Raw genomic sequence first — 18,814 nt, forward strand, 5'->3', positions numbered from 1 at the left:
GAGAAGATATTAGGTCTGCGTGCGATTTTCTATATAGCTATTTTCTATGAGTTGCTCCGCACTGAGTTTCTTTGAAGGTAACGCTAGGACGGAGATAGTGAGTAGTGGCATAATATGAAACTCTTGACGGTATTCTTGTTTTAAAAGTACATAAGGAACTGCGTAAGCGATCGTTATTTGTTCATCTGTGAGTGAAATACTGTAAGGTTCGGGGAATTTTTTCCCGTATTTATTTAATTCTTCTCGGTATTTCTGATGGGTATGATAATGTTCTTCGCTTAAATAGTTTTTTAATAGCTGCTGAAAGGCCTCGTCTTTGAAATCTATAGTAGTGAGTTGGCCGTTAAAATCCCATAAAAAGAGATTCTTAAATAAAAAATCAGCTATCGCAAAGTAATTTGAATTATAAGAGACTGCTATACTTAATCGATTGGATATACCTATTTCCTGAAAAACGGCTAAAGAGTTAAAAGTGATTAAGCTTTCGATGTAAGCTGTGTAATTAATGCTTTGGTTATTTAAATCTGCAATACTAGAAGAAGTGATTACTTCGTTGTTACGAATATAAATAATACCTGAAAAATCATTTAAAAATTTGTTGGTTAAATCAAATAAAGAATCTGAAAACACCGCTCTGTCAGGAGTAACCTTACTTTCAAAATAGAGTTCATTAAATTGCTCAAAGCGCTTTCCTTTATAATTTTTCGGGAATAGAAATTTAAAATCGTCTTTATAGGGACTCGCTATTAATTCTGAAAAAAAACCAGCGTAGCAATTGATGCATGCTCTCTCGGATACTCGGATATAAATATTTTGCGCTAGCGTGTTTTGATACACAAAAAAAGTAAGTATCAATAAATTTACCAATGCTGTTTTTTTTAACAGCGTTGGTTTGTTTTTACCTGCCATATCAATCGCTTATTTCAATTTTCACCTCTTTAAAAGTATAAAGGGTCGATTGGTCTGGATTAACTTTTTTTAGATAGGAACTGTTTGCGGTAAAAGTCGTTTTTTTAGTATCTTGTACTTGAACGCGTATGCGATCAGTAACTTTTGATGCTTCCTTGTTTGTAAAGAGTAAAGCGCACCAACTGGGATTGTAACCACAAAATATGGTATTGCTAAAAAAAACGGCTGGAGATCCGTAAAGAACTGTGTAGGCATTGGAAGTAGTTTCTTTGTTTTTTTTGATTGGCGGGTTCTTATCATTTCCATAACTCAAGGAAATCCCGACTAATAAAGCGAAACATAAAATTGTTTTTTTCATAATAATGGTTTTTAGTTAATAGTATTTTTAGTAGCCGTAACCATAGTTAGTTGATTGACTACTAAGCTAATATATTTAAAAAAAATAAAAACAAAAAAATATTTAACTTTTTTTAGCGATTCAAATAAAATTTAATTAACTGACAATTAATTAATTGCGTGTTTTTTATCTGCAAAACGTGTAGCTAATATTGTTTATTTGCGAATAGTATGTAAAGTGTGTTGTTATGGGGTTTGACTCCGGCTTTATTGTGCTAAAAAATATGGTAAACAACATAATCTTTATATTTGAATGCGGTGACTCAAAAATTTGGACTTGGATAATTACCATAAATTTCGGCCTTTGCAAAATCGTGAATATTTGCGTAAATTGCCCGTCGATTAAATATCTATTAAACCATGGAACCCACAAAACCTTATCAGCCGATAAATAAAATACGTATCGTTACAGCCGCCTCTTTATTTGACGGACACGACGCTGCAATCAATATCATGCGCCGAATCATACAAGCAACCGGTGTAGAAGTTATTCACCTGGGACACGACCGCAGTGTAGAAGAAGTGGTGAATACCGCTATTCAAGAAGATGCCAATGCCATTGCAATGACCTCCTATCAAGGCGGACATACCGAGTATTTCAAATACATGTATGATTTATTAAAAGAAAAAGGCGCCGAACACATCAAAATCTTCGGTGGAGGTGGAGGGGTAATTCTGCCTACTGAAATTAAAGAATTGGAAGACTACGGCATCGAGCGTATTTATTCGCCAGACGACGGTAGAGCCTTGGGTTTACAGGGAATGATCAACGATTTGGTACAGCGTTCCGATTACCCTTTGGGCGATAAGTTGACCAATGAATTAGACCTACTACAAGAAAAGAATGACAGAGCCATAGCGCGTTTGATTTCTTCTGCAGAAAACTTCCCAGAGGTTTCAAAATCCGTTTTTGATAAAATTCACGAAATAAATAAAGACAGATCCACTCCGGTTTTGGGAATTACCGGAACAGGTGGAGCGGGTAAATCCTCTTTGGTCGACGAATTGGTTCGTCGTTTCCTGATCGATTTTCCAGAAAAGAATATCGCCTTGGTATCGGTCGATCCGTCCAAGCGAAAAACCGGTGGTGCTTTGTTAGGTGACCGTATTCGTATGAATGCCATCAACAGTCCCCGAGTTTATATGCGCTCCTTGGCAACACGTCAATCCAATCTGGCCTTGTCGAAATATGTAGCCGAAGCCATACAAGTTTTAAAAGCGGCAAATTACGATTTGATCGTTTTAGAAACTTCCGGTATCGGTCAGTCCGATACGGAAATCATGGACCACTCCGACGTGTCTTTATACGTAATGACTCCGGAATTTGGAGCAGCTACGCAGTTAGAGAAAATCGATATGTTGGACTTCGCCGATTTAGTAGCGATCAACAAGTTCGACAAAAGAGGTGCCTTAGATGCGATTAGAGATGTAAAAAAACAATACCAACGCAACCATAACTTATGGGATGTCAATCCCGATGAGATGCCGGTATTTGGAACCATCGCTTCACAGTTCAACGACCCGGGTATGAATACGCTATACAAATCCATTATGGATTGTTTGGTGGAACGCGCCGGTTCGGATTTGGTGTCTACTTTTGAAATCACCAAAGAGATGAGTGAAAAGATTTATGTCATCCCGCCAAGCAGAACCCGTTATCTGTCAGAAATTGCCGAAAGCAACAGAAAATACGATCAAATATCCCTGTCGCAACAAGAGGTAGCTCAGCGATTATTCGGAATCTATAGAACGATAGAGTCCGTTGTGGGTACCTTGCCAGAATTGACCAAGTTCGGCTTGGACGATGCTATTTTAGTGGGAGCAAAAGCAGATAAAATCGAATTCATCAAATTGTTATTTGCAGAATTTGACCGTCAAAAATTAAACTTAGATCCTTACAATTGGGAAATCATCATCAATTGGTCGGATAAAAAAGAAAAATATAAAAACCCGTTTTACGAGTTTCAGGTTAGAGACAAAGTCATTAAGATTGCCACGCATACCGAGAGTTTGTCGCACCTGCAGATCCCTAAAATATCCATGCCTAAATACCAGGCTTGGGGCGATGTTTTAAGATGGTCTTTACAGGAAAACGTACCGGGTGAATTTCCTTTTACAGCCGGTTTATATCCGTTTAAACGCGAAGGAGAAGATCCAACGCGTATGTTTGCCGGCGAAGGTGGACCGGAACGTACAAACAGACGTTTCCACTATGTGAGTTTGGGAATGCCCGCAAAGCGTTTGTCAACGGCTTTTGATTCGGTAACCCTTTATGGCAATGACCCAGGACACCGTCCGGATGTTTATGGTAAAATTGGAAATGCGGGCGTATCTATCTGCTGCTTAGACGATGCCAAGAAATTGTATTCCGGTTTTAACCTGGCACATGCCATGACTTCGGTGAGTATGACCATCAACGGTCCTGCACCGATGTTGTTGGGCTTCTTTATGAATGCCGCCATTGATCAGCAATGTGAATTGTACATCAAAGAAAACGGTTTAGAAAAAGAGGTCGAAGCGAAAATAGCCAAGATATACAAACAAAAGGGAATCGATCGTCCACAGTACAACGGCGAATTACCCGAGGGTAACGACGGTTTGGGATTGATGCTCTTAGGAGTAACCGGCGACTTGGTATTGCCAGACGACGTATACCAAGACATTAAAACCAGAACCCTTTCTCAGGTTAGAGGAACGGTTCAGGCCGATATTTTAAAAGAAGATCAAGCGCAAAACACCTGTATATTCTCTACGGAATTTGCTTTGAGATTGATGGGCGATGTGCAGCAATACTTTATCGAGAAAAATGTCAGAAACTTTTACTCGGTGTCGATTTCTGGATACCATATTGCAGAAGCGGGAGCCAATCCGGTAACCCAGTTGGGCTTTACATTGGCCAACGGTTTTACCTATGTGGAATACTACTTGAGCAGAGGTATGGACATCAATGATTTTGGACCAAACCTATCGTTTTTCTTTTCCAACGGTATCGATCCAGAGTATTCGGTTATCGGACGGGTAGCAAGGAGAATTTGGGCCAAGGCCTTAAAGATTAAATACGGTGCTAATGAGCGTGCACAGATGTTGAAATACCATATTCAAACATCCGGTCGTTCGTTGCATGCGCAAGAAATTGACTTTAACGACATTCGTACTACGCTTCAGGCGCTTTACGCTATTTACGACAACTGTAACTCCTTGCATACCAATGCGTATGACGAGGCCATTACCACACCTACCGAAGAATCGGTTCGTAGGGCGATGGCGATCCAGTTAATCATCAACAAGGAACTGGGATTGGCCAAAAACGAAAACCCAATTCAAGGAGCGTTTATCATTGAAGAGTTGACCGACTTGGTAGAAGAGGCGGTATTGATGGAGTTCGATCGCATCACCGAACGCGGAGGCGTGTTGGGCGCGATGGAAACCATGTATCAACGCTCAAAAATACAAGAGGAAAGCCTGTATTACGAAACCTTAAAACACACCGGTGAATTTCCTATTATCGGAGTAAACACCTTCTTGAGTAAAAAAGGATCGCCTACCGTAGTTCCTGCAGAGGTAATTCGCGCAACCGAAGAAGAAAAAATGTTCCAAATTCACACCAAAGAGAGCCTGAACAAGGCCAATGAAAGCCAAATTCAACATCAAATTGAAGAAATTCAATATGCGGCTATTCAAAACGAAAACATCTTTGAAAAACTGATGGAGGCCACCAAGGTTTGTTCGTTGGGACAAATCACTTCAGCCTTGTTTGAAGTGGGCGGGCAGTACCGTCGAAATATGTAGTCCTTTAGTAGTGATTGATACGTCAAAACCCTTTCCTCGGAAAGGGTTTTGTCGTTTGTACTTGGGGGTATATCCGCTTTTATCGACGGTATTAATTCGCTCGTGCAGTTCACTCAACCCCATTTTTATAGTTATCTGAGTCAGGGAACTTGTCTTAAAAAAATAGCCGCTGGGAAGAAACAAACGTAAATAGCTGCAATTCGGGTTGGAAATTCCGTGCTGCAATCCGGATTAACTTAAATTATGGAGGTATTTGTATAGAGCAGCGATGCAAAAGCGTAAAATCAAAGCGCTGTGTCATCGCTAATCGAGGGCCATGAAGCCCGGAACAAACCGCGTATAAAAACGCAGGAGTTTTAGAGCGAACGATCGAAACCCCTAGAAAAAATTGAAAAAAAAGCAAAGAATACGAGACCCTTTGCTTTTAGATATAAGTTGTGATGAGGTTTTTTATTACAAAAAGAAATAGCCTACACTAAGGTTAAACGAACTTGTTTTTTTATCAAAGTCCTTACTCAATTTGCTTAAACCACCTTCATAACGCAAGTCGACATTTAAACCGATAACATCGATTCCCGCACCAACTTGGAAGCCCACTTGAGATTTGTCGAAACTGCTTTTAGTAGAATTCTGTATGTTGTTAAATACCGAAGCGTTGTCGTCGAATACATAAGAGTACACACCACCTCCAAAAACGCGAACATTGATCAAGGAAAGATCGAGTACTTTATAACCCACTAATACCGGTACGTCAATACTTTTCCAAGTAACATTAGAAGAACCTCCCTGTGGCAATTCGATTTTTGATTTCTTCTCGGCATATAAAGCCTCTCCTTGCAGATAGGCTTTGCCCAAATCCAAACGCACCATAGCTCCTCCAAAATAACCCGCAGAGTATTTCGATTTAAGGTTCATTTCTGACAGGGATAAATCCGTAAAGTTCGCCCCTCCTTTAATACCGATATGTATAGGTAGTGGCGATTGCGCATAAGCGGTCAGTCCGATACTTAAAAGCAATAAGATTAGCATTTTTTTCATGATCAATTTATTTTAAGTTATTAACTACAAAGTAACACATTTGATCTTAATTCATGAAAATTATTTTGACCAATGCCTCTAAAAAATAAGACCAAAAGCATTATAGAGAATCTGATCTGCTAAAATTAAAAGGAAAGGTGTTTTCTTCCTAAAGCCGTAAGTAGGCCGCCGCGGTTTTTGAGAAAAAATATACGTTTTTATAGGCATTGTCTTATATTTGTACACTGAAATAATCGTACGGGAAGCAGCGCCTAACAACGCAATTTTTCACCGCAAACATTAACGCCATGTTCCACAAAATTCTCACCTCCGAACGCTTGGTTTTGGAGCCCATGCAGGTGGCAGATGCCCCTTTTATACTTGAATTAGTCAATACCCCGGGCTGGCTAACTTTTATAGGCGACCGCCAAGTTTCCAGTTTGGAATCTGCGGTAAACTACATCAATACGTTCGATAATAATGCCGATGCACTGTTTTGGGTGGTGAAATCAAAAAGCGAGGCAATTCCCTTGGGCGTGGTGAGCTTTATTCAAAGAAGTTATCTGCCTTATCGCGATATCGGGTTTGCTTTTTTGCCGCAATACAGCAAAAAGGGGTATGCTTTTGAAGCGGCAAACCGCATATTTGAACACGTAAAGCAAGATCCAGATTTTCAGGTGTTGTTGGCAACGACCTTAACTACCAATGAAAATTCGCAACGCTTGCTCGAGAAGTTGGGCTTGATTTACATTCAAAAGATTACCGTCGGAGAGGAGTTGCTCATGGTATACTCCTCTACTGGTCAAATGTGACCGGTTAGTTTGTAAGTTTTTTATTAAAAATAACAACGTTAAATGTTACCTTTTAACTGTTTCTATAATCCGCTTCAAAGCTTGCTTAACAGGAGATTTGGCCGCGGGCGTATTTTATTACAAAAACTTTGGTACCTTGAAGCGATTTTATATTAATCGATTCACCATGGGTTTAGAAAGTGCAAGAGAACATTTGAAAAAATGGGGTAAAGACCGTGACATACAGATATTGGAAGTTGCTGCGGCTACGGTAGCAACCGCGGCTACTGCTTTGGGTGTAGCGGAAGCTCAGATTGCCAAAACCATTTCGTTAAAACAGCCCGACAAAGGGGCGTTGTTGATTGTCGTAGGCGGATGCCACAAAATAGACAATAAAAAGTTTAAAGCCCATTTTGGCTTTAAAGCGCGTATGCTGGGGTTTGAAGAGGTAGAACCGCTACTCGGACACCCCGTTGGCGGTGTTTGTCCTTTTGGTGTCAAACCGGGTATTCCCGTGTATTTGGATGTCTCACTCCAAGACTGCGTGCCCGTTTATCCAGCCTGTGGCAATGCCAAAGCGGTTATTGAACTGTCTATAGCCGAAATGGAACAGATGTCGACCTATGTGCAATGGGTAGATGTAGCGACGCTCTAAAAAGGGAGCCGACGACTCATGGAAACGGTATATCAAGAATTGCTCCGCTGAAATCGCCGGCAAGGGGACATTTCATTCCCCCTACAGTTCAGGGTTAAATGTCCTTTGCAGTACTGATGGCTATGCGGTTCCACGTATTTATAGTAATGACGGCCATAATCAATTGAGCGGTATAACTTTCTCCAAAAAAAGCGACGGCCTGAGTATAAGTGCTGTCAGCTACGCCACCTTGATGAATTAAGGTCACCTCTTCCGCCAATTGCAAAATCGCTTTTTCTTCGGCAGTAAACAACTGGGTTTCCTTCCATGCATTGAGCAAAAATAAGCGTTGAGCGGTTTCGCCAATTTTAAGGGCTTCTTGGGTATGCATATTAAGGCAAAAGGCACAGCCGTTGATTTGCGACACCCGTACTTTGATCAATTCTTTGTGAATAGGAGTTAAATCGGATTTTTGTATTTTCATTTCCAATTCCATAATGGCCTTATAGGCTTCGGGAAAACTTTGTGCAAGATCTAATCGAGTCGACATGGTTTTTAGTTTTAAAGTGAACTCAAAGTTAGTGGTTTTGCCTCAGCTAAAACTTAAACAGGTTTAAGAAAGCGGTGTGCGGCAATTAAATTTGCACAATAGCGGTAAAAGGCTTTTATTTGACGGTATAACCCCCCAATCGTTTTAAGATGAACGGATTTCACTTCCTATTGCGACTTCGAATACTGCTGTGTTTCGCTTTTGTTTTACTCCACGGTGCAACTTGGGCACAACACCGCAGTGCGGCGGCGGAAGTAGCCGCCGACCCCATTTATAAAACCGTTGATAAAAGTCCGGAATTTCCCGGCGGTATGACGGCCTTCCAAAGGTATTTGTCGCTGAATTTGGTCCTGCCACAGGAGGTAAAGGAGGCGGTTGGCAGCGATTTTGCCCGGAATATTTTTTCGCTTCTCATAGAAAAAGACGGAACGCTCAGTGAAGTCGTCGTCGTACAAAGTGCCGATCCCGCCTATGATGAATTGATTACCGCCGTATTGCTAAAGGGACCGAAGTGGATGCCCGCACAGCTCGACCAGGTAGCGGTGAGCTATCGGTTTTTACTGCCCATTGCCATCAATGTAAACAAATTGAAATCGCCGCGTTAACACCGCGAATTGCCGCAAGGGACTAAAGGTTTTTCTTGCGAATTTCGCTGAGGTATTCCGGGGTCAAACCCAGAAAGGAAGCGAGCATATATTGAGGTACGCGCTGGATAAATTCTGGGAAAAGCGATTTGAAGTGTATATAGTTCTCTTCCTTGCTCAGGGAGAAATGGTATTTTACGCGATATTGCGCTGCGCCATAGGCGCGCTCCAAATGAATGCGAAAATAGCGCTCCAGTGCTGGAAACGTCTCTAAAAGCAACTCTTGATTGACTTGTGTCAGTTCGTAGACCTCGCTTTTTTCAACGGCATCGATATAAAACGAAGAAGCTCCGCCCCGCGTAAAACTCAAAAAATCCGAAATCCACCACTGCTCTAAGGCGAAGTAGGCCGTTTTTTCCTGACCGTTATCCGCAACAAAGAACATTCGCAAACAGCCTTGAGATACAAAATAAAGTGAATTACTGACATCGCCTGCTTTTAAAAGACAATCTTTTTTACGTAGCTTTGTCTTTTTAAAAAAAGCGTGCACTACCTCGTAATCCTCGGGATTTAAAGGAGTGATTTTACTTAAAGATTGCCATAAAGGACTGAATTGTAGCGGTGTCATATCAATAGCCTAAGGTTTTAAAGTTATGCCTTTTTGCGATTTGAGCAATCATAATTAAAAGTTTTTTGAGAAAGATTTTTTTTGGCGCAGTTCTTGTAATTTAAATTTTATAACTAAACAAATAAATACTATGAAAAAGATTTTTGCACTTTTATTCGCCGTTGTCGGCTTGGTTGGATTACAGAGTTGTGAAGGACCTGAAGGCCCTCCAGGATACGATGGAGAAAGCGTTGTTGCTCAGGTTTTTGATTTGCCTGCAACCAATTTTTATGCCGCAGCAGGGGGAAACCTGTCAGAGAAAGTTGTTCCGAGACAGTGGAAACAATTCGATGGCGATGTGATCTTGGTATATATGCGCGATGGTTTTGACAACAACAACAATCCGATTTGGAGGTTGATGCCCCAAACTTATTATGTGAATATTGTAGGCGTTACTGAAGAAATTGACTACAATTATGACTTCACCTTTAACGACGTAAAAATATTTGCAGAGGCTACCAGAGATTTGGCTTCTTTTCCTAGAAATTTCACCCAAGATCAATACTTTAGAATCGTGGTAATACCAGGTTTTAACCCGATTAAAATCAATTATGCGACGGATGCTGCAAAATCCAAGGATTACGAGACGATACGCGCTCAATACAACCTGGACCAAGTAGCGGTTCAAAATATAACCTGGGGGAAATAGTATCATTTCTCTTTAGAACAACTCTTTTAAAGATTTTAAAACAGCGATAAATTTTATTTATTGCTGTTTTTTTTTGGCAGAATGCCTGTCGTGCTTCGCGGAGCGAGTTAATCTACGGCAAACAATCGGCAATTTCTAGGGAAGCAGCGCGCGGTAGGTCGTTGATTTCGGTGGACTGGCTGAAGGCGTTTGTGCGCGAGACATTTTAATTCCGATCGACCTATAAACGAACCCGAGCCAGCTTGCGGATTTCATTGCGGTAGTTCCGCCTGTTAAGCGAATAGGTCTAATCGGTGTTTTTTAGGTTATTTTTCGCGTGATGCCGAAAAAAAACGGGGGTGGGTGTCATTATTTGTTCAAAATAAATTATTTTTGCAGTCAAAATAGGGGGTGTCCCGATAAAATACATACAATATGTCAACATTACGTTTTCGAGCAATTGAAAAAGCCGCCTCTAGAGAAGCGGTAAAAGTAGAGGAACTGGGTAGAAAATCTTTGATCTTTGGTGCTAATGTGTTTAACGACAAGTCCATGCGACAATTTTTAACGCCCCAAGCTTATCAGGCGGTTAAAAATGCGCAGAATGGGATTAAAATCGACAGAAAACTGGCGGAGTACATTGCTTTGGGTATGAAGGAATGGGCGCTTTCAAAAGGAGTTACCCATTATACACACTGGTTTCAACCCTTAACAGGAACCACCGCAGAAAAGCACGATGCATTTTTTGAAACCCAATTCGATGGCGACCCCGTAGAGAAATTCAACGGCAGCCAATTGGTGCAACAAGAACCCGATGCTTCGAGTTTCCCCAACGGAGGAATTAGAAATACCTTCGAAGCACGTGGATACACGGCTTGGGACCCTACTTCGCCCGCTTTTATCTTTGGTTCTACCCTGTGTATTCCAACGGTTTTTGTATCGTATACCGGTGAGGCCTTGGACAACAAAACCCCGCTGATCAAAGCCCTAAACGCTATTGATATTGCAGCGACTGAAGTGGCCCACTATTTTGATAAAAATGTAAAAAAAGTAACCGCTACCCTAGGCTGGGAACAAGAGTATTTCTTGGTCGATACGGCTTTGGCCAATTCCCGACCAGACATCATTGCCACGGGACGTACTCTTTTAGGACATACCGCTGCCAAAGGACAACAATTAGACGATCATTATTTTGGGTCGATACCGACCCGAGTATTGAATTATATGCACGATTTGGAGAACAACTGCATCCTCTTGGGGATTCCAGTAAAAACCCGTCACAACGAGGTGGCTCCCAATCAATTTGAGTTGGCTCCGATTTTTGAGGAAACCAACTTGGCCGTCGATCACAATTCCCTGTTGATGGATGTGATGCGTAAAGTGGCAGAACGCCATCACTTTAAAGTGCTCTTCCACGAAAAACCTTTTAAGGGGGTCAACGGATCGGGCAAGCACAACAACTGGTCTTTGGCTACGGATACCGGAATCAATTTGTTGAGCCCGAGCAAAACGCCTAAGAGCAATATGCAATTCTTGACGTTTTTTATCAATACAATCAAAGCCGTACACGACAACGAAGAATTGTTGCGTTCGTCCATCGCTTCTGCCGGAAACGATCACCGTTTAGGCGCCAATGAAGCACCTCCCGCAATTATTTCGGTATTTATCGGACAGCAGTTGTTCAACGTATTGCAAGAGTTAAAAGGCGTTTCTTATGGAAAATTGTCGCCTGAGGAAAAAACCGATTTAAAATTGAATGTAGTCGGGAAAATACCCGATGTACTGTTGGACAATACCGATAGAAATAGAACTTCACCCTTTGCCTTTACCGGAAACAAATGGGAGTTTAGAGCAGTTGGCTCTACGGCAAACTGCGCCAATCCGATGACGACTTTAAACACAATCGTTGCCAAGCAGCTTAAAGACTTTAAAGCAGAAGTCGATGCGATGATCGAACGCGACGGTATGAAAAAAGACGAGGCGATTTTTAACGTACTGCGCGAATACATCAAACAAACCGAGAATATTTTGTTCGAAGGCGATGGATATAGTAAAGAATGGGAAATCGAAGCGGGAAAACGCGGATTGAGCAACCATAAGAATACACCAGCGGCCTTGAGAGCTAAAGTGTCCAAGCGTTCGATCGATCTCTTTGAAGAGATGAACGTGATGAATCGGGTAGAAGTGGAAGCCCGTTATGAAATCGAGATGGAGGAATACGTGAAGAAAATCCAAATCGAAGGTCGTGTTTTGGGCGATATGGCCAGAAATCACGTAATTCCAACCGCCATCGGTTACCAAAACCGTGTGATAGAAAATGTCAAGGGAATCAAAGAAATCTTCGGATCGGGGTACGAAATCCATGCGGCCGAACAAATCGGTATGATCAAGGAAATCTCCAATCACATTGCGCAAATAAGCACTCATGTTACCGAAATGATAGAGGAGCGCAAAGCGGCAAATTTGATAACCGATATCGAATTGCAAGCTATAGCGTATTGCGAACGGGTAAAACCCCAATTCGACATCATCCGTTACCACAGTGATAAATTGGAGTTGTTGGTTGACAATGAAATGTGGACCTTGACCAAGTATAGAGAGTTGTTGTTTACCAACTAATTAGCGTACGTACTACGGAAAGTCAAAAGCGCCCTTTCATTGGAAAGGGCGCTTTTTTTTTAAAAATAATAAATGGGAATTAATAATTACTTTTTGTTTCTATAAGCCAAGTAAAACAATTGGGGGAGTACGGTAAAGGACAAGATCATACAGACCAGTAAACCGCCGACAATCATAATGGCTAAGGGCTTTTGAATTTCAGAACCCATACCGTTAGATAAGGCAGCGGGTAAGAGCCCCATCGAGCCCATAAGGGCAATCATCACCACGGGGCGAATGCGACTTCGAACTCCTTCCGAGATCGCTTCTTTCAAGGGCATCTTATGGCGTAAATTTTCGCGCATCACTCCGATTAAGACGATACCGTCTATCGTTGCCACACCAAAGAGAATGATAAAGCCAATTCCCGCCGAGATGCCAAAAATCGTTCCCGTAGTCCAAAGCGATAAAAAACCACCTATAAAGGCAAAGGGCAATGTAGCTGCGGATATCAAAGTGTCTTTGACGTTTCCAAAGTTGAAGTACAGCAACATCATAATGAGGATTAGCGATACCGGAACCACCATCATCAATTGTTTGGCCGCGCGTTCTTTACTCTCAAATTCTCCGGCCCATTCCATTTTATTGATTGCGGGGAGTTTGACTTCCCGAGCCACTTTGGCACGGGCTTCTTCTATGGTACTGCCCAAATCACGACCCTCGATGCTAAAGCCTATTCCGATATAGCGGCTGTTGCCTTCGCGGTAGATAAATGCCGGACCGGTGTGGTAATCTATAGTAGCAATCTCCTTGAGCGGTACTTGTTTGCCGTCTAGCGTTGGGATAAGAATTTCGCCGATTTTTTCGGCAGAATCTCGCGATTCCTTTTTAAAGCGCAATACCACGTCAAACATGCGTTCGTTTTCGTAAAAAGTGGTAGCCGCCTGACCGCCAATGGTCATGGCAATTACCGCCTGTGCATCGGCGGTGGTCACGGCATAGCGCGCCATTTTCGAATCGTGTAATTGGATGCGCAATTCGGGTAATCCTATGTTTTTATACACATTGATATCGGTAATGCCAGGCACGTCTTCAATCGATTGCGCTACTTGATTGGCCATGCGCTCCAAATCGAACAAATCGTCTCCGAAGATCTTGATCACCAAGGCGCTCTTGACGCCAGCTACATATTCCTCCACGTTGTCTTGAATCGGCTGACTAAAGCCGAAGTTAATCCCCGGATATTTTTCCAAATCCGTCCGCATCTCAGCCAGCAAGTCTTCTTTGGTCAGCTTGCGCTTCCATTCGCCCTCCGGTTTGAGCTGAATGTGAAATTCGATATTAAAAAATCCCGTAGGGTCTGTTCCGTCATTTGGTCGCCCAGTTTGAGACATCACAAAGCCCACTTCTTCGTATTGGCGCAATACGGCTTTCATCTCTTGGGTCAGCTTAACCGATTCTTCCAAATGAATGCTGTTGGGAAGCGTAGCGCGTACGTAAATAGCGCCCTCATTTAGCTTGGGTAAAAACTCCGATCCGTAATAGTGAAAGCGTACCCCACAGATAACCAACAAAGCGACAAATGTAATCAGGGTCGCTTTTTTATGACGAAAGCTCCAGTCGTATAGGCGAAACATATTCACTTTGAAAAAACGCGAAATTACATTCTCTTTTTCCACGATATTCTTGGTTAACAACAGCTTACACATTGCAGGTACGTAGGTCAAACTCAAAATCAGGGAACCCAATAGAGCATAGCCGAGTGTAAAGGCCAAGGGCGAAAACATTTTTCCCTCCACTTTCTGAAATGAAAAGATGGGCAGTAGGGCTACAATCAAAATCAACAAGGCAAAAAAGATATAACTCGCTACGCTGCCCGCACTTTTCTTGATAATCCCCATTTTGGACATTTTGTTAAAGCGCTGCATACCCACCTTACCGGCTTTTTTCTCCAAACCGACAAAGACGTGTTCGACAATGACCAAGGTCCCTTCGAGCAACAGTCCAAAATCAAGGGCTCCCATAGAAATCAAATTCGCTGGCAAACCCTGTATGCGCAACATGATAATCGCGAATAAAAAGGCCAGTGGAATAACCGAGGCTACGATGAAAGTAGTCCGCCAGTTGTAGAGAAATATAAATACGATTAGCGAAACCAAGACCACCCCTTCAATCAGGTTTTTGGTTACGGTATGCACCGTGGTATTCACCAAATCGGTCCGGTCGATAATCGGAATGATTTCGACGTCGTTGGGCAAAATGCGCGCATTGAGGTCGTCGATTTTATCCTTGAGCTTACCGATGACTTCACTGGGGTTTTCTCCGCGCAGCATAATCACAATCCCTTCCACAACATCTTGCTCGTCGTTGTAGCCCACTTGGCCCAATCGCGGTTTGGCAGAAATGACTACCTCGGCAACGTGTTTGACTAAAATGGGCGTGGATCCCTTAACCTCAATCAGTATGTTTTCGATGTCTTCGATATTGTCCAATAAACCGACTCCGCGTACCACATAGGCCTGATCTCCTTTCTGAATCACATCGCCTCCCACGTTGATATTGCTCTTGGAAACCGCCTCGTAAACGTCTAGAGGCGATAGGTTGTAGTTGACTAACTCCGTCGGGTGTATTTTAATCTCGTAAATCTTTTCTTCTCCTCCAAAACTCACCACATCGGCTACACCGGGTACCGAGAGTAGTTCGCGCTCGATAACCCAATCCTGTATGGCGCTGACTTCCTTAATGGGCAATTTACTTTTGATGATGTACCGGAATATTTCGCCGGTCGCCCCAGATGGCGGCTCAATCTCAAAGAACGCCCCCTCGGGCAAATCGACATTGCCCATGCGGGTCGATGCGTATTGCTGGGCGTAAAAGTCAGCCACGTCATCGTTGAACAACACGGTGACTACCGAAAGTCCAAAAAGGGAAATCGAGCGTACTTCGGCCTTTTTCGGAATGGTATTCATCTCCTTGGAAATGGGTAGGGTAATGAATTTTTCGATCTCTTCTGCACTCCTTCCCGGCCATTGGATGATGATACGCGCGCGGGTATTAGTCACGTCGGGAAAGGCCTCAATCGGCGTATGTATATAACTGTATATTCCGCCAAAAAGCAACAATAAGGTGGCGAAAAGTACCAAAAAGGAGTTTTTAAGTGAAAGGGAAACTATATTTTGAACAAGTTTTTGCATGATTATTTATTTTTAAAGCGAACGGTGATTGATTTCTTCTAAGAGAAGCAATTGGTTTTTGGTAACGACGCTTTCGCCTTCCTCCAAATTTTCGTCCACATAGGTGTAAAAATCATTTTTGGCTACGGCTTTGACCAATCGCAACTCCAAGGTGCAGTCGTCTTTGTAGACCACCACATAGTTTTGATTGTTTTCGAAAACCAAGGCCTGATTGGGGATGGCAAGTGCGGTTCTATCGCTGGCATTTAAGGCTAAAATAATATCGGCAGACATACCGGGCTTGAGTTTCATATCGGTGTTCTTCATGACGATTTTCGCTTTTAATACGCGTTCGTCCTGATCAAAAACCTGGGATATGGAGGTGATTTTGCCGTCAAAAGTTTCTTCTGGATAGGCTAGGGTTTTTACGGTAACAGGCATATTGGGCGATACGTGACGCATATTCGTGGCGTATACATTGGCCATCACCCATACTTCAGAAAGGTTGGAAATGGTAAAGAGCTCGTCGTCGGCACCGGAAATTGGCATCCCGGGACTGATGTTTTTACTGACGATATAGCCGTCGGCCGGCGCCTTGATTGAAAAGACCGATTTGTCGCTGCTCGCACTGTATAAGCTCATATTGCTGTTGTTGCTCTGTAAATTGGAGCGCAGCAAATCGAGCTCCGACTGGGCTTCGAGCAAATCTTTTTGAGAGGCGATGCCGTCGTTAAACATCGATTGTACCGACTGCAACTGCCGCTGTGCCACGCCGATTTGTGCGGTTAAAGAGCGGTGGGAGTCTTGCAGCTCGTTGAGCGAGGCGCTCTTTATTTCCGCGAGCAACTGTCCTTTTTTGACGTAGTCGCCCAGTGAAAAGTAGGTGGCGGTAACCACTCCGTCTAACAAACTGACGAAGGGCGTTGTCTTGTCGATGTCGTATTGGATGTTTCCCGTTAGGGAAAGTGTTTCTTGTATGGGGCTGCGACTGATTTTTTCAAACTGAAGGGTCTTCTTTAAGTCCTCCGTTAGGCAATAAGGCGTTTTCTCTGCGGCGGTGGGCGCAGCAGTTTTCTGACAGCTGCTAGCCAGCACTAGAGAAAGTGCAAAGTATGTGAGGTAAGTCTTGTACATGATGGTATGGATTAGTTTAAAGTTCTTTGCCCAAGGCGTATTGCAGGGATTCAAAAAAGTGGTTGAGGTTTTTCTTGGTCTCCAACAAGATGTTCTTGTTGTCGAGATAAGCGTCGACAAAATCGAGGTATTCGATCATACTGGTGTTGCGCAGCTTAAAGTTTTTGTGATAGCGCTGTAGCAAGTCGTCCAGATTGTCTTCATAATCGCTTTCGAGCTCGTCGTACAGCTCTTTGGATCGCAGGTAGTTTTGATAGGCTTCTACGATGTCGTTGGCGATAGTATACCGCTTTTGCGTCAATTGAATCTGCGTTTTCTCTATTTCCAATTGGGCGTCTTTGATGTTGCCTTTATTGTGGTTGAACAGCGGCAGTTCAAAGGAAATTCCCAAACCGACAAAGTCGCGCATGATGTTGCCCCCGCGATCGTAATTGGCGGAGAGGGTCACATCTGGTATGCGCATGGCGCGCTCCAACTGGTGTTTTTGAGCGGCCATAGATTCTGTGTTCTTGGCGCGGAGTATGTCTGCTCGTTCGTTTTGAGCTTCTTGGGTCCAGGTTTGCAAATCCTGCCAATTGATCAAAACCACAGGCGCAGTCAAGTCGTCGGTAATTTCGATTTGCGTGTCAGCGGGGAGTTGCAACAGGTTTTTTAGGTCCTTTTGCGTTTCGGCCCAAGCTTGTTGTACTTCGATGAGTTGCTTTCTAAAAGACATTTCAGAGGCCTTTAGACGAATGTATTCCGACTTGCTGATGTGGCCTTGTGCCAATTGATTTTGATATGCTTTAAGCAGGCTTGTGGTCGATTCAATCTGGGCTTGATACATCTTTTGTTGTTCTTGATTGCCCTGTATATCCGTCAGGGTACGGCGCAAATGGAGCTTTAATTCTTGGAGCACTTCTTTAAACGCCAACTTTTTGTCTTCGACTTCCAACTTTTGTAGGGCAATGTGCTTGCGGCGTTTTCCCGCGGTCTGAATCAGCTGTTCGATTTCTATACCTATTTGGGAGGTCTTTCCCCAATTTCGGTACAAGGCCGGCAGTTCTTCTGACGAGGAGTTGGACCAAAGGTTGACTTCACTAACACTCAGGGTGGGATTGGGCCACAGCTTGGCTTGAATTACCTGAGCCTCGGCTTGCGAAATCTCCAGATGGGTAGCCAGCAATTCTAAATTCTGATTTAAAAAAAGAGCTTCCGCTTCTTTTTTTGAAAGCGAAAGGGTTACGGTATTTTGTGCAGGGGCACAAAAGCAACCCAAAAACAAGGCGGTTAGCGCAATAATGTATCGTTTCAAAATTCTATGTTTTAATAAGATACAAAGGTAAATTCTGTATATTATAGGTGAATTTGAATCGCATTAAAATGCGATTAACACCGCATTAGAGTTTGGTTAGAACCGCCTGTTTTTAGGACTATCGGGGTGATTAGAGGGGGAATGCAAAGAGTTTGCGGATGTTGTCCAGGTGAACTGCGCGGGAGTCTTCGTCGGACAAATCGTAGAAATACGGCAACTGCCAGGCTTGGGTCTTTTGCGCTTGCTTGCTCGTGGGCGAGTCCCAAGGCGGATAGACTCTAAAAGCGCGTTTGCCCGCGTGCTGGGGATCGCTGAGTATTCCCTGCTGCAACAAGGCGGATTTCGGAAATATAAATTGTCCGAAATGCGCCTTGTCCGCTGCGCAGACCACCACTAAATCGAAGGGGTCTTCGCTTTCAAAAGGCGCTATAGGTCCACTTGACGAGCGTTTCCAAAGGGTCACAAATTGCCCGATTTTGGCAGGGGTAATCTTAGCCGATCGGAACAGGATGCGAAAGCGGTTGAGTACAAACGCACAGGAAGCGTATTCCGCACTTTCACAATCGACTTGGGGATGGCTGGGCATCAGCTCTAATACATCGTAGATGCGCTGTTTAGAAAGGGTGTAGGCGTGTGGTAATGCAGACATG

General features: G+C 43.1%; 15 protein-coding genes. 6 read left to right on the forward strand and 9 right to left on the reverse strand.

The window, feature by feature from the left end; genetic code table 11:
• Nucleotides 1-9 precede the first annotated feature (9 nt).
• A complete protein-coding gene (locus ACQZ43_RS09890; RefSeq protein WP_430612173.1) occupies nt 10-909 on the reverse strand; it encodes a hypothetical protein in 900 nt (299 codons plus the stop codon).
• 1 nt (nt 910) lies between these two features.
• Nucleotides 911-1,267, reverse strand: coding sequence for a hypothetical protein (locus ACQZ43_RS09895; RefSeq protein ID WP_430612175.1), 357 nt, complete (start codon nt 1,265-1,267; stop codon nt 911-913).
• 398 nt (nt 1,268-1,665) lie between these two features.
• On the opposite strand from ACQZ43_RS09895, the gene ACQZ43_RS09900 reads away from it, so the two are divergent.
• Nucleotides 1,666-5,094, forward strand: coding sequence for a methylmalonyl-CoA mutase family protein (locus ACQZ43_RS09900; RefSeq protein WP_430612177.1), 3,429 nt, complete (start codon nt 1,666-1,668; stop codon nt 5,092-5,094).
• Between the two features lie 453 nt (nt 5,095-5,547).
• On the opposite strand, the gene ACQZ43_RS09905 is transcribed toward ACQZ43_RS09900, so the two are convergent.
• On the reverse strand, nt 5,548-6,132 hold the full coding sequence (locus tag ACQZ43_RS09905; RefSeq protein ID WP_430612179.1) for a porin family protein: 585 nt from the start codon (nt 6,130-6,132) through the stop codon (nt 5,548-5,550).
• 287 nt (nt 6,133-6,419) lie between these two features.
• On the opposite strand from ACQZ43_RS09905, the gene ACQZ43_RS09910 reads away from it, so the two are divergent.
• Together ACQZ43_RS09910 and ACQZ43_RS09915 are read left to right on the forward strand one after the other, a co-directional pair.
• A complete protein-coding gene (locus ACQZ43_RS09910; protein ID WP_430612181.1) occupies nt 6,420-6,923 on the forward strand; it encodes a GNAT family N-acetyltransferase in 504 nt (167 codons plus the stop codon).
• Between the two features lie 166 nt (nt 6,924-7,089).
• Nucleotides 7,090-7,557: a YbaK/EbsC family protein gene (locus tag ACQZ43_RS09915; protein WP_430612183.1), complete on the forward strand. Its 468-nt coding sequence runs from the start codon at nt 7,090-7,092 to the stop codon at nt 7,555-7,557.
• 94 nt (nt 7,558-7,651) lie between these two features.
• On the opposite strand, the gene ACQZ43_RS09920 is transcribed toward ACQZ43_RS09915, so the two are convergent.
• Nucleotides 7,652-8,086 carry a carboxymuconolactone decarboxylase family protein gene (locus tag ACQZ43_RS09920; protein WP_430612185.1) on the reverse strand — a complete coding sequence of 145 codons (435 nt, stop codon included), beginning with the start codon at nt 8,084-8,086 and terminating at the stop codon, nt 7,652-7,654.
• A 149-nt stretch (nt 8,087-8,235) separates the two neighbouring features.
• On the opposite strand from ACQZ43_RS09920, the gene ACQZ43_RS09925 reads away from it, so the two are divergent.
• A complete protein-coding gene (locus ACQZ43_RS09925) occupies nt 8,236-8,691 on the forward strand; it encodes a hypothetical protein (protein WP_430612187.1) in 456 nt (151 codons plus the stop codon).
• Between the two features lie 22 nt (nt 8,692-8,713).
• On the opposite strand, the gene ACQZ43_RS09930 is transcribed toward ACQZ43_RS09925, so the two are convergent.
• The gene (locus ACQZ43_RS09930; RefSeq protein ID WP_430612189.1) at nt 8,714-9,298 is read right to left on the reverse strand and encodes a Crp/Fnr family transcriptional regulator; all 585 of its coding nucleotides are present in this window, start codon (nt 9,296-9,298) and stop codon (nt 8,714-8,716) included.
• Between the two features lie 130 nt (nt 9,299-9,428).
• Here ACQZ43_RS09930 and ACQZ43_RS09935 point away from each other — a divergent pair, with 130 nt between their 5' ends.
• Nucleotides 9,429-9,986 carry a hypothetical protein gene (locus tag ACQZ43_RS09935; protein ID WP_430612191.1) on the forward strand — a complete coding sequence of 186 codons (558 nt, stop codon included), beginning with the start codon at nt 9,429-9,431 and terminating at the stop codon, nt 9,984-9,986.
• 414 nt (nt 9,987-10,400) lie between these two features.
• Nucleotides 10,401-12,584: a glutamine synthetase III gene (locus ACQZ43_RS09940; RefSeq protein WP_430612193.1), complete on the forward strand. Its 2,184-nt coding sequence runs from the start codon at nt 10,401-10,403 to the stop codon at nt 12,582-12,584.
• An 86-nt stretch (nt 12,585-12,670) separates the two neighbouring features.
• On the opposite strand, the gene ACQZ43_RS09945 is transcribed toward ACQZ43_RS09940, so the two are convergent.
• From ACQZ43_RS09945 to ACQZ43_RS09960, 4 genes are all read right to left on the reverse strand, one after another.
• A complete protein-coding gene (locus tag ACQZ43_RS09945; RefSeq protein ID WP_430612195.1) occupies nt 12,671-15,757 on the reverse strand; it encodes an efflux RND transporter permease subunit in 3,087 nt (1,028 codons plus the stop codon).
• 12 nt (nt 15,758-15,769) lie between these two features.
• Nucleotides 15,770-16,870, reverse strand: a complete 1,101-nt coding sequence (locus ACQZ43_RS09950; protein ID WP_430612197.1) for an efflux RND transporter periplasmic adaptor subunit — start codon at nt 16,868-16,870, stop codon at nt 15,770-15,772.
• A 16-nt stretch (nt 16,871-16,886) separates the two neighbouring features.
• On the reverse strand, nt 16,887-18,164 hold the full coding sequence (locus tag ACQZ43_RS09955) for a TolC family protein (protein WP_430612199.1): 1,278 nt from the start codon (nt 18,162-18,164) through the stop codon (nt 16,887-16,889).
• Nucleotides 18,165-18,294: 130 nt separating this feature from the next.
• The gene (locus ACQZ43_RS09960; protein WP_430612201.1) at nt 18,295-18,813 is read right to left on the reverse strand and encodes a MepB family protein; all 519 of its coding nucleotides are present in this window, start codon (nt 18,811-18,813) and stop codon (nt 18,295-18,297) included.
• Between the last annotated feature and the right edge of the window lies 1 nt (nt 18,814).

Source organism: Flavobacterium sp. JP2137, assembly GCF_050562195.1.
Lineage (GTDB): Bacteria > Bacteroidota > Bacteroidia > Flavobacteriales > Flavobacteriaceae > Flavobacterium.

What these genes read in the sequence shown, in the direction of transcription:
- ACQZ43_RS09930 (WP_430612189.1), bottom strand. Translation starts at nt 9,298, where the DNA reads ATGACACCGCTACAATTCAGTCCTTTATGGCAATCTTTAAGTAAAATC.
- ACQZ43_RS09950 (WP_430612197.1), bottom strand. Translation starts at nt 16,870, where the DNA reads ATGTACAAGACTTACCTCACATACTTTGCACTTTCTCTAGTGCTGGCT.
- ACQZ43_RS09945 (WP_430612195.1), bottom strand. Translation starts at nt 15,757, where the DNA reads ATGCAAAAACTTGTTCAAAATATAGTTTCCCTTTCACTTAAAAACTCC.
- ACQZ43_RS09935 (WP_430612191.1), top strand. Translation starts at nt 9,429, where the DNA reads ATGAAAAAGATTTTTGCACTTTTATTCGCCGTTGTCGGCTTGGTTGGA.
- ACQZ43_RS09910 (WP_430612181.1), top strand. Translation starts at nt 6,420, where the DNA reads ATGTTCCACAAAATTCTCACCTCCGAACGCTTGGTTTTGGAGCCCATG.
- ACQZ43_RS09960 (WP_430612201.1), bottom strand. Translation starts at nt 18,813, where the DNA reads ATGTCTGCATTACCACACGCCTACACCCTTTCTAAACAGCGCATCTAC.
- ACQZ43_RS09925 (WP_430612187.1), top strand. Translation starts at nt 8,236, where the DNA reads ATGAACGGATTTCACTTCCTATTGCGACTTCGAATACTGCTGTGTTTC.
- ACQZ43_RS09940 (WP_430612193.1), top strand. Translation starts at nt 10,401, where the DNA reads ATGTCAACATTACGTTTTCGAGCAATTGAAAAAGCCGCCTCTAGAGAA.
- ACQZ43_RS09900 (WP_430612177.1), top strand. Translation starts at nt 1,666, where the DNA reads ATGGAACCCACAAAACCTTATCAGCCGATAAATAAAATACGTATCGTT.
- ACQZ43_RS09890 (WP_430612173.1), bottom strand. Translation starts at nt 909, where the DNA reads ATGGCAGGTAAAAACAAACCAACGCTGTTAAAAAAAACAGCATTGGTA.
- ACQZ43_RS09905 (WP_430612179.1), bottom strand. Translation starts at nt 6,132, where the DNA reads ATGAAAAAAATGCTAATCTTATTGCTTTTAAGTATCGGACTGACCGCT.
- ACQZ43_RS09920 (WP_430612185.1), bottom strand. Translation starts at nt 8,086, where the DNA reads ATGTCGACTCGATTAGATCTTGCACAAAGTTTTCCCGAAGCCTATAAG.
- ACQZ43_RS09915 (WP_430612183.1), top strand. Translation starts at nt 7,090, where the DNA reads ATGGGTTTAGAAAGTGCAAGAGAACATTTGAAAAAATGGGGTAAAGAC.
- ACQZ43_RS09895 (WP_430612175.1), bottom strand. Translation starts at nt 1,267, where the DNA reads ATGAAAAAAACAATTTTATGTTTCGCTTTATTAGTCGGGATTTCCTTG.